Origin of the sequence: Pseudomonas sp. P1.31 (assembly GCF_001269815.1) — a bacterium.
GTDB classification, from domain to species: domain Bacteria; phylum Pseudomonadota; class Gammaproteobacteria; order Pseudomonadales; family Pseudomonadaceae; genus Aquipseudomonas; species Aquipseudomonas rustica.
In genome coordinates this window covers 1-12632 of sequence record NZ_LHVN01000013.1, presented here as the reverse complement: position 1 = coordinate 12632, position 12632 = coordinate 1, and the positions used below count along the sequence as shown (strand labels likewise).

General features: G+C 62.5%; 1 protein-coding gene. It reads right to left on the bottom strand.

Annotated features, from left to right (window positions below):
* Positions 1 to 12450, bottom strand: coding sequence for a non-ribosomal peptide synthase/polyketide synthase (locus AD669_RS08910; protein WP_053118842.1), 12450 nt, complete (start codon positions 12448 to 12450; stop codon positions 1 to 3).
* Positions 12451 to 12632 lie beyond the last annotated feature (182 nt).

The following is a 12632-nucleotide window of genomic DNA, read 5'->3' as shown; positions in this document are numbered from 1 at the left end:
TCAAAGGGTCTCCAGGTCTGCCAGGAAATCATGCATCTCACTCAGGTCTTCGCTGGAGTGAGGGGTCAGGTGAACAGCCAGTTGTTCGGCGTACTCGCGCAGCGATGCGGTGCGGAACAGCAGGTCCAGCGGCACCGCCGCCCCTTGCTCCAGTTGCAGGCGCGCGGTGGCCTGAGTCGCCAACAGTGAATGTCCACCCAGTTCAAAGAAGTTGTCGTCGCGCCCTACCCGTTCGAGTTTGAGCACGTCTTGCCAAATGGCGGCGACGCTGTGTTCCAGCGCCCCATCCGGCGCCATGTAGGCGCGCAGCAATTGGTTGGCGTCCGGCAGCGGCAGCGCCTTGCGGTCGAGCTTGCCGTTGGGGGTCAGCGGGAAACGTTCCAGCAACATCCAGTGCGCCGGCATCATGTAGTCGGGCAGTAACGGTGCCAGTGCCGATTTCAACGCGTCGCGCAGGGCTGCGAGCTCGGCGTCCTGTGGCTTCGCCGCAATCAGGTAGGCCACCAGTTGCAAGCCACCCGGCCCTTCCTGTGCCACCACCGCAGCTTCGCGAATCGACGGCTGCGCCAACAGGCAGGCTTCGATTTCACCCAGCTCGATGCGGAAGCCCCGAATTTTCACCTGATGGTCAACGCGCCCGAGGTACTCGATCACCCCGTCAGCGCGATAACGCGCCAAGTCACCGGTGCGGTACAGCCGCGCACCGTTGCCGAACGGATCGGGCAGGAAGCGCTCGGCGGTCAGCGCCGGCCGCTCGTGATAACCCCGCGCAAGACCATCGCCACCGATCAGCAATTCACCGATCACACCGGCCGGGTTCGGCGCAAAGTGTTCGCCGAGAATGTGCAGCGTGGTGTTGGCAATCGGCCCACCAAGGTAAGGCTGGCGCTGCTCGGCCGTCAGTTGATAAGCCGCTGACCAGATCGTCGTTTCCGTCGGCCCGTAAAGGTTCCAGACTTGCCCGGCGACCTCGAGCAGACGTGCGGCCAGATCCTCGGCCAGCGCTTCACCGCCACACAGGCATTTGCGCCCTGCAAGCCGCGCAGCCTGTGGATGATCAAGCAACATTCGCCAGGTCGACGGCGTCGCCTGAACCACGCTGACCTGCTGTTGATCGATGATTTGCAGCAGCGCCTGCGGGTCGTGCGCACTCTGCTTGTCCACCAGCACCACGCAAGCCCCGCTGAACAGCGCGCCGTACAACTCGAGCCCGAAGATATCGAAGGAGAACGTGGTCAGCGACAGCACGCGGTCAGTCGCCACAAGCCCCGGCTCACGGGCCATGCTCGCGACAAAATTGACCAGTGCCGCGTGGCGCACCATCACGCCTTTCGGCTTGCCGGTCGAACCCGATGTGTAGATCGCATAGCTGAGGTTATCGCCGTCGACCGCCACCTGCGGATTGGCCGCCTGTGCAGCGCTGATCGGTTCTTCGAGGGAGCCCGGCACCAGCGTCTGCACACCGGTCGGAATTGGCAGCACTTGCAGCAACGACGCTTGAGTCAGCAACAACTGCAAACCGCTGTCTTCGATCATGTGCGCCAAACGCTCGCTCGGGTATTGCGGATCCAGCGGCACGTAAGCGCCACCGGCCTTGAGGATCGCCAGCAAGCCGACAATCATCTCCACGCCGCGCTCCAAAGCGATGCCGACCAGACGATCCGGGCCAACCCCTTGGGCAATCAGGCGATGGGCCAGACGGTTGGCCTGCGCATTCAGCTCGGCGTAAGTCAGACATTGCTCACCGAACACCAGCGCTGTCGCGTCAGGCGTCTGGCTGGCGCGCGTTTCGATCAACCGGTGGATGCAACGCGACTCGGGCCAAGGCGCTGCGCTGGCATTCCACGCCAACAGTTGCTGATCGGTTTCGGCGGCGTCGAGCAGATTCAATTCACCCAGTGCACGTTCGCTGCCGTCGATCATTTGCAGCATCAAGCGTTGCAGGTGCAGGCCCATTTGCTCGACCGAAGCAGGAGCGAACTGTGCGCACTGATAGCTGAATTGCACCGCCAGTTCGGCAGCGAGACTGACCGACAGCGTCAGCGGATAGTTGGTTTGTTCCAAATTATCCACGGCACCGAAACGCAGGCCTTGCGGCGAGCTCTGTTCCAGCGCCTCGGAAATCGGGTAGTTCTCGAACACCAGAATAGTGTCGAACAGCGCCTCACCGCCCAATCCCGCCCAGCGCTGAATGTCGAACAACGCGGTGTGTTCGAACTCACGCAATGCAAGGTTCTGCGCCTGCACGCCGTGCAACCAGTCGCCGAGGCGCTGCTCCGGACGCGGGCTGGCGATGACCGGCAAGGTGTTGATGAACAGCCCGATCTGCTGTTCTACACCGAGCAGATCCGCCGGACGCCCCGACACCGTCGCGCCGAACGCCACGCAGGATTTGCCGCTGTAACGTTGCAACAGCAGCAGCCAGGCCGCTTGCACCAGCGTGTTGACCGTCACTTTTGCATCGCGGGCAAAGTCGCTCAACCGCTGAGTCTGTTCCGAATCCAGCTGCACCCGATGCTGCGCATAAGCGTGAGGCTCGACGCTTTGCGTCGGCGCCGCAAACACCTGCGCCAGACGCACCGGCTCATCCAGTTCACGCAATTGCTGGAGCCAGAAGGCTTGCGCGGCACCGGCGTCCTGTTTTTGCAACCAGCCAATGTAATCGCGATAACGCCCACTCGGCCGCGCCACCGTTTCACCGCTGTAATGCTGCAACACTTCGCCGAGCAACTGCGCGCTGCTCCAGCCGTCCATCAGGATGTGATGGTTGGTGTAAATCAAGTGATGACGATCGGCAGCAATGCGCACCAAGACCAGGCGCATCAACGGCGCAGCGCTCAAATCCAGGCCTTGTGCGCGCTCGTCATCGGCAAGGGTTTGCAGTGCCGCGTCCAGATCAGTCTGAGCGCTCCAGTCGAGCACGCGGAACGGTACGTCGAGATGACGCTGCACAACTTGAACGGGTTGATCCAGATCGCCCTGCCAGAAGAACCCGGTGCGCAGAATGTCGTGCGCATCGACCACCGCTTGCCACGCCGCGCGGAAACGCTGCGGATCAACGCCGTCGACGTCCAGACGCATCTGGTTGATGTAATCGCCACCGCCCTGTTCGAGCAAGGTGTGGAACAGCATGCCCTGCTGCATCGGCGACAGCGGGTAGATGTCATCGACGGACTGCGGCTGTTGCACCAACACGTCGAGTTGCGCCTGCGTCAGCGTCGCCAGCGGGAAGTCCGACGGCGTCACGCCACGGTTGGCGCTGTCGCAGCAATGCGCGATCAGTGCGGTGAGCTCTTGCAGGTAATCGTCGGCCAGACGCTGGATCGTCGCCGGGTTGAACATCTCGCTGCTGAACGTCCAGCTCAGATCCAGCTCACCGCCGAAGACTTTGCCGTCCAGCGCCAACGGGCTGCCCAGCGGGCCGGTCATGTTGACTTCTTCACCGCCGGATTCGCTGGTCGGCACGAACAAGGCGTCGTCGCCGGCATCGAAGCTGCCGTCGAACTGGCCGAGGTAGTTGAAGGTCAGGCGCGGTTTCGGCAAGGCTTGCAGCGCTTGCTGTGCAGCGGCGTCGCCAAGGTGCGCGAGGGCACCGAAACCGATGCCTTTGTTGGGGATCGCGCGCAGTTGCTCCTTGATCTGTTTCAGCGAAGCGCCGAGGTCGGCGACCGGCGCCAATCGCGCCGGGAACACGCTGGTGAACCAGCCAACGGTGCGGGTCAGATCGACGTTGTCGAACAGATCTTCGCGACCATGCCCTTCCAGTTGCACCAGCACACTGTCGTCGCCGGTCCAGCGCACCATCACTCGCGCCAGCGCGGTCAGCAGCAGGTCGTTGACTTGCGTGCGATAGGCCGCCGGGGCTTCCTGCAACAGCTGGCGGGTCAGGGTTTTGTCCAGTTGCGTGCGGATCGATTGCGCCTGATTGTGTTGCTGACCGGCGTGCGGGTTGTCGCAAGGCAACTCAGTCGAAGCGCCTTGCAGTTGTTGTTGCCAGAAACCCAGCTCGGCCTGCAGTGGCGCACTCGCGGCGTAGTCTTGCAGCGCCTCGGCCCAGGCTTTGACCGCACTGGTTTTGGCCGGCAGTTGCACAGTCGCACCCGCCAGAATCTGCCGATAAGCGCTCTGCAGATCTTCGAACAGAATCCGCCACGACACGCCGTCGACCACCAAATGGTGAACCACCAATAACAAGCGTTGAGTGCCATCAGCGAGGTTTGCCAGCACCGCGCGAATCAGCGAACCGTCACTCAATTGCAAGCTGCGCTGAGCCTGATTGCCCAGCGCTTCGAGCGCCGCGACATCGGCGACCTCGACTTGCCACAAAACGGTTTCGCCCGCTTGCGTCGCGACATCGCGGTACTGCGCCGACCAGCCTTGCGCCTGTTCGGCAAAGTCCAGACGCAGGCTGTCGTGATGCGCTACCAGTGCGTCCAGTGCTTGTTCGAGCACTTGCGCGTCGAGTGCCTGGGTCGGTTTGAGCATCACCGACTGGTTCCAGTGATGACGATCAGGGATCGGCTGCGCGAAGAACCACTGATGAATCGGCAGCAGCGCCGTTGCACCGGTCACCGGTTGTTGATCGATCAGTTGCAGCGGCTCGCCGGTTTGTACCACGGCGGCCAGCGCCTGAATGGTCTGATGCTGGAACAGATCCTTCGGGGTAAAGCGCAAACCGGCCTGACGCGCACGGCTGACCACTTGAATCGAGATGATCGAGTCGCCGCCCAGCTCGAAGAAGTTATCGCTGAGGCCGACGCGTTCCAGCTTCAACACCTCCTGCCAGATCGTCGCCAGTTGCTGCTCCAGCGCGCTTTGCGGCGCGACATAGACTTGCTGCAATTGGCTGACATCCGGCTTCGGCAGGTTCTTGCGATCGAGCTTGCCATTCGGGGTCAGCGGCATGCGCTCCAGACGCAAAACGTAGGCTGGAACCATATGCGCTGGCAGCGTTGCTTTGAGCTGCTCACGCAGTTGCTCGGCGAAATCTTCGCGCGGCGAGTCGCTGACCACGTACGCGACCAAGCGTTTGCTGCCGGCGCTTTCCTGCGCCACGACCACCGCTTCGCGCACGCCATCAAGGGCTTGCAGACTGGCTTCGATCTCGCCGAGTTCGATGCGGAAACCACGGATTTTCACCTGATTGTCGATACGTTCCAGATAGTCGAACGTGCCGTCAGCGCGCTGGCGCACCAAGTCGCCGGTGCGATACAGCACGCCGCCGCTGCGGCTGAACGGGTCAGCGACAAAACGCTCGGCGGTCATCGCCGGGCGGTTCAGGTAACCCCGCGCCACACCACTGCCGCCCAGATACAACTCACCGGCCATGCCTTGCGGCAGCAGGTTCAGATCGGCGTCCAGCACATAGGCGCTGCGATCACCGATGCGGCTACCAATCGGCGCGTACGCGGCGCCGCACGGTTCGTCGCGACCGGCCTTCCAGATCAGCGGGGTGACCACGGTTTCGGTCGGGCCGTAGCCGTTGATGATGTACTCGGGATTCAGCGCCCGCTTGACCCGTTCGAAACTGGCGTTCGGTACCGCATCGCCACCGAAGCAGTAGATACGCACCTTGGGCGGATTGCCGACGCGTTCGGCGTGCTCGGCCAGTTGTTGCAAGTACACCGGCGGGAACGCGACCACGGTCACGCCGTGCTCGATCATCGCGTTGTAGGTCTGCTCCGGTGTCCACAGGCTGTCGTCGCGAATCAGCAGCGAGCCGCCGTGGGTCAGGCTGGTCAGCCAGCGCTCGTGGGCGCCGTCGAAAGCGAACGACATGAAGTGGAATTCGCAATCGCTGTCGCGCATTTCATAGCGCTCACCGATTGCCAGACAGTGCATGGCCAGCGGGCCGTGGCTGACGCTGACGCCTTTCGGGTTGCCGGTGGAACCCGAGGTGTAAATCACGTACGCAAGGTTGTGCGGATCCAGCGCCACGATCGGTGCCTGCGCCGGGTGCGCGCTGAGGTCGAGGTGATCGAGTTCCAGCACGGTCAGGGTGTCAGCGATCGGCAATTGCGCCGTCACCCGCGAATCGGTCAGCAACAGCGCCAGACCGGAATCCGCCATCAGATACGCCAGCCGCTCGCGTGGGTAACTGGTGTCCAGCGGCACGTAAGCGCCGCCCGCCTTGAGCACCGCCAGCAGCGCGACAATCAAACCTTCGCTGCGCGGCAGCGCGACACCGACACGCACCTCGGCGCCAACGCCACGTGCCACCAGCTCATGAGCGAGACGGTTGGCGCGAGCATCGATGTCGCCGTAGCTGAAATGCTTGCCGTCGAAAATCACTGCGGTGCGATCCGGCTGTTGCGCCGCCAATCGGGCGTAGCGTTGATGCACAGCGAGATCGACCGGGTACGCCTGCGGTTGGTTTTCGAGGATCTGCCGGGTGTGCTCCTCAGCCGTTGCCAAGGCGATTTCACCGAGGCGGCGTTCGGCGGATTCGGCGAATTGCTCCAGCAGATGCAGGAGTTGCGCGCTGAGACGCTCGACAGTCGCGACACTGAAATGCGCCTGATCAAAACTCATGTGCAACGCGAGGGTTTCACCCAGCGTCACGCCTAGGGTCAGCGGGTAGTGCGTCTGATCCTGGTTGGCCACTTCGCCGAACACCACGCCTTGTGCAGTGCCATGTTGCAGCGCTTCGGAAATCGGGAAGTTTTCGAACACCAGCAGCGTGTCGAACAACGACGCGCCGCCCTGCCCGGCCCAACGCTGAATGTTCGCCAGCGGCGTGTGTTCGAACTCGCGCAGGCTGAGGTTCTGCGCCTGCACCGCCGCCAGCCATGCGGCTACGCTTTGATCAGGACGCGAACCGGCGATCACCGGCAAGGTGTTGATGAACAGGCCGACTTGCTGCTCGATGCCAACCAGTTCCGCCGGACGCCCGGCGACGGTGGTGCCGAACGCCACGCAAGCGCTGCCGGTGTAACGCTGCAACAGCAGCAACCACGCGGCTTGCACCAAGGTGTTGGCGGTGACTTTCTGCTGCCGGGCAAACTCGTTCAGGCGTTGCGTACGCGCTGCGTCGAGCGCGTAATGCTTGAGCGCATGCCCGCGCTCGGCACGCACCCCACCGCCGCCCGCCGCCGCTTGCGCGAGCACGGTTGGCTCATGGAAGTCGGCCAGTTGTGCCAGCCAGAACGCTTCGCTGACGGCGCCGTCCTGACGTTGCAGCCACTGGATGTAATCGGCGTAACGGCTCAGCGGACGCGGCGGTTGCTGGCCGGCATAACGCTGCAGCACTTCGCCGAGCATCTGCGCGCTGCTCCAGCCGTCCATGAGGATGTGGTGGTTGGTGAAGATCAGGTGATGACGCTGATCGGCGATTTGAATCAGCGTTACGCGCAGCAGACCGGCCGCGGTCAAATCGAAGCCCTGCGCCAGATCGGCAGCCGTGAAATCCTTCAGTGCCTGAGCGATGTCAGGGCGCGCGCGCCAGTCGAGCAAGGCGTACGGCAACTCGAGACGTCGATGGATGATCTGCAGTTGCTCCTGCAATTCACCCTGCCAGATAAAACCGCTGCGCAGGATGTCGTGGGCGTCCATGGTCGCTTGCCACGCCGCACGAAAACGCTCGGGGTCGAGGCCGTCGACATCGACGCAAAGCTGGTTGATATAAGTGCCGGTGCCCTGTTCGTACAAGGTGTGGAACAGCATGCCCTGCTGCATCGGCGACAGCGGATAAATGTCTTCGATGCCGGCGGCCGGCACTGCGATCGCATCCAGTTGTGCCTGAGCGATGTGCGCCAGCGGGAAGTCCGACGGCGTGATGCCCATGCTTTCCGGCAGGCAGCAATGGCTGATCAGCGCTTGCAGTTCAGCAGTGTATTCGTCGGCCAGACGGGCGATGGTCGCCTCGTTGAACTGCTCGCGGCTGAACGTCCAGCGCAGGTCGAGTTCACCGTCGTACACCTGGCCTTCGACGCCCAGCCAGTTGTCCAGCGGCGCATCGAGACTTTGCTCGAGCCCGGCGCGCTCACCGGCCGGGCTGAACAGTGCGCCCTCCTCGGCATCGAAACTGCCGTCGAACTGGCCGAGGTAGTTGAAGGTAATGCGCGGCAGCGGCAGCGCTTTGAGCGACGCTTGCGCCGCGTCGTCGCCGAGGTAACGCAGCACGCCAAAACCGATGCCTTTGTGGGGGATCGCGCGCAATTGTTCCTTGATCTGCTTGATCGCGTCCGCCAGCGAATCCGCCGGGGTCAGGCGCACCGGGAACAGGCTGGTGAACCAGCCGACGGTGCGGGTCAGGTCGACGTCGTCGAACAGGTCTTCGCGACCGTGACCTTCCAGTTGAATCAGCGTGTCGGCGTGTCCGCTCCAGCGGCAGATGACCCGCGCCAGCGCCGTCAGCAACAGGTCGTTGACCTGCGTGCGATACGCCGCCGGCGCCTGTTGCAGCAGTTGTTGGGTGAAGGTTTTGTCGAGGCGACTGTGCAGCACCTGAGCGTGGCGACTTTGCAGACTGCCCTGCGGGTTATCGCACGGCAGATCCAGCGCCGCGCCGTCGAGTTGTTGCTGCCAGAAACGCAGCTCGCCCTGCACCGCGTCAGTCGCGGCATAGGCTTGCAGATGCTCGCCCCAAGCCTTGTACGAACTGGTTTTGGCCGGCAGTTTGATGCTCGTGCCTTGCACTGCTTGCTGATAAGCCTGTTGCAAATCTTCGAGCAAAATCCGCCACGAAACACCGTCTACCGCCAAGTGATGCACGGCCAGCAATAGACGCTGACTGCCATCGGCGACGGTCGCCAGTACCGCGCGCAGCAGTGGGCCGTTTTGCAGGTTCAGGCTTTGCTGGGCCTTGGCGTATAGCGCTTGCAGATCATCAGCGTCGACACGGTCAGCCGTCCACAACAGCTCAGGATCCGTCGCGACCGGCGCCACTTCTGCACGCCAACCCTCAGCGCTTTCGACGAAGCGCGACCGCAAAGCATCGTGCTGCACCAGTAAGGCATTCAGCGCTTGCAACAGCGCCTCGGCATCCAGAACTTGATGACTGCGCAGCAGCACCGCCTGGTTCCAGTGGTGACGCTGAGGAATGTCGTCGGCGAAGAACGTCTGCTGGATCGGCAACAACGGCAGCTCGCCGCTGACCGGGCCTTGATCGATGCTTACAGCGACGTTGCCTTGCTGGGCGACGCTGGCCAGACCTTGCACGGTCTGGTGCTGGAACAGGTCGCGCGGGCTGAAATGAATCCCGGCCTGACGCGAACGGCTGACCACTTGAATCGAGATGATCGAGTCACCGCCCAGCTCGAAGAAGTTGTCGGTCAGACCGACCTGTTCGAGCTTGAGCACGTCCTGCCAGATGGCTGCGATTTTCTGTTCCAGCGCACTGCGCGGCGCGACAAACGCCTGCTGCATCTGGCTGGCGTCCGGCGCCGGCAGTGCTTTGCGATCGAGTTTGCCGTTGGGACTCAGCGGCAATGCACCGAGGAACAACAGCTGCGTCGGCACCATGTAATCCGGCAGGCTGTCCTTGAGTTGCGCTTTGATCGCTTCGCGCGCGGCACCTTGGGATTCGGGTGAAGCGGCAACCACAGCGGTGTCTTTCGGCACCACGTACGCCACCAGTTGCAGGCTGCTGCCACCCTGCACTGCCAGCACCACGGCCTCTTTGACGGCATCGAGTTCTAACAGGCGCGCTTCGACTTCGCCCAATTCGATACGGAAGCCACGGATTTTTACTTGATGGTCCACCCGGCCAACGTATTCGATCTGGCCATTGGCGTTGTAACGCGCAAGGTCGCCAGTGCGGTAAAGACGCGCACCCGTGGTGGAAAATGGATCTGGGACAAAACGTTCAGCGGTCAGATCCGCGCGCTGGAAGTAACCCCGCGCCAGCAACTCACCGCCAATCAGCAGTTCACCGACCACGCCAATCGGCGTCGGCTGAGCGTCGGCATCCAGCAGATAGGCATGACGTCCCGGCAATGGCTGACCTATCGGCATGGTCAGCGGCAACGGCTGACGACCGAACACGTAATCGCTGCAATCCAGCGTGGTTGCGGTGACGGTGGCCTCAGTCGGGCCGTAGGTGTTGAGCAACTTGACGTGCTCCAGCCCTGCCAGGCGCCAGGCCTGCACACCTTCCGGCGGCATTGCTTCACCACCGCTGTGAACCTGACGCAGCGCGGCGTAATCACGCGGGCCGGCGGCGGCGAAATCCTTGGCAATCATGTTCCAGTAAGCGGTGGTCAAGTCCATGACCGTGATGCCGTGTGCAACGATATTTCGGTACAGGGTTTCGCTGTCCCAGACTTCGTTGCCGCGCAGCAGCACCGAGGCGCCGCAGGTCAGCGGGCCAAACAGTTGCTCGCCGAAGGCATCGAAGTTGAACGTGGCAAATTGCAGCGCGCAATCGGCGGCGCTCAAGGCGTAGTAATGCTGCGAGGCGAAGGCGTGTTTGCTCAACGCACCGTGGCTGATGCCGACGCCTTTAGGGCGGCCGGTGGAGCCCGACGTGAACATCACATAGGCGAGGTTATCCGCCCACACCGCGCGTTGCGGATTGCTGTCGTCGGTAAATTCCCACGCTCCGGTTTGATCGAGGCACAGGCTGCGCACGTTGTGCGGCACCGGCAGACGCTCGAGTAAATGGCTTTGCGTCAGCAGCAAACGACTGCCGCTGTCTTCGATCATGCACAGCAAGCGGTCGCGCGGGTATTGCGGATCCAGCGGCACATACGCGCCGCCAGACTTGAGCACGGCGAGAATGGCGACAATCAGCTCCAGCCCGCGATCAACCGCAACGCCGACCAGCACTTCCGGGCCGACGCCCTGCGCCAGCAATGTGCGAGACAGACGATTGGCGCGGGCGTTGAGCTGTGCATAAGTGAGTTGCTGACCGTCGAAAATCAGCGCGATGGCATCAGGTGTTTGCGCGGCCTGCGCTTCGAACAGCTCATGCACCGGGCGCTCGCTCGGCCATGTTGTGTCGTGACGACCCCAGTCCTGAGTCAGTTGCTCAAGCTCCTGCGCTTGCAGCAAACCGATCTCGCCGACCCGTTGCTGTGGATCGCTGACGATGCTGTGCAGCAGATGCGTCCAGTGCCGCGCCATGCGTTCGATGGTTGCGCCATCGAACAGGTCGCTGGCGTAGGTGAACGCAGCGTGCAACTGGCCGCCCTTTTCGTAGGTGTCCAGGCTCAGGTCGAACTGGGTGCTGCGACTTTCCCATTCGATCACGCCGAGTTCCAGACCGCTGCCGACCTTGAGGGTGGTGACGTCAGCGACTTCTGGCTGGTGGTTGTACATCACCTGGAACAGCGGGTTGTAACTCAGGCTGCGTTCCAGTTTCAGCGCCTCGACCAGCCGTTCGAACGGCAGATCCTGATGCGCCTGAGCACCGAGCGCGGTTTCCTTGAGCGCGCTGAGCAGATCCGCGAATAGTGTCTGGCCATCCAGTTGCACGCGCAGCACCTGAGTGTTGACGAAGAATCCGATCAGGCCTTCGATCTCGCGGCGATTGCGATTGGCAATGGGCACACCGACGCGCAGGTCGGTCTGCCCGGTGTAACGGTGCAGCAGAATATTGAAGGTGCCGAGCAACAGCATGAACAGCGTGACGCCATGCTGCCGGGCGACGCCGCGCAATTGCTCGACCAGCGCCGCCTCCACTACGTGCTCATGGCGACGGCCGCGATTGCTCGGCAATACCGGGCGCGGACGGTCGAGCGGCAGCTCCAGCACCGGATGCTCGTCACCCATTTGCGCCAGCCAGTAATCGAGTTGACGCTGCTGCTCTCCCGCCTCCAGCCAACGCCGCTGCCACAGCGCGTAATCGCTGTACTGCAGCGGCATTGGCGGCAGCTCGGCCACGTGCCCCTGATCGTGGGCATCGTAAAAGCGACAGAATTCGTCGATCAACACGTTCATCGACCAGCCATCGGAAACAATGTGGTGCAGGGTCAGCAGCAGCACGTGTTCCTGCTCGGCCAGATGCAACAGACGCACGCGCAGCAGTGGGCCGTTGGCCAGATCGAACGGCAGCAGCGATTGCTCTTCGGCTGCTGCAGCTACGCGCAATTCGCGTTCGGCAGCGGGCAAATCGCTGAGGTCGATGCGCTGGATCTCCAGCGGTCGTTGCAGCGGCACTTGCAGCAGGCTGTCATCGGGCTGCTGCTGGAACACCGTGCGCAAGGTTTCATGGCGCTCGATCAGACTGGCGAACGCTTGCTCCAGCGCCGACTGATTCAGCCGCCCGCTCAGGCGCACCGCCGCCGGCAGGTTGTACGCGCCGCTCTGCGGATCCAGATGCCAGAGAAACCACATGCGTTGCTGGGCATAAGACAGCGCCTGCCGATCCTCGGCCTCGACCCCGGCCGGAATCGGAAACCGCGAAAAATCCACCCCTTCCCTCTGCAAGGCAGCGAGGAACATCTGGCGCTTTTCCAGGGGCAACCCGATAAACCGGCGAGCGAGTTTCAGGGAGTCTTCTGCATTCATTTCTTGGCATCCGGATCAGTAGGCAGGCAGCACAAAGGCACGTCGTCCCTATAAAACGAATGCAGACCGGAAAAATTAGCGATTGAGAACAACTATCAGGCGGGAGGTACAGCGGAGATTTCAGACCGCTCCTGTAGGAGCTGCGGCACGCTGCGATCTTTTGATCTTGATCTTTAAAATCA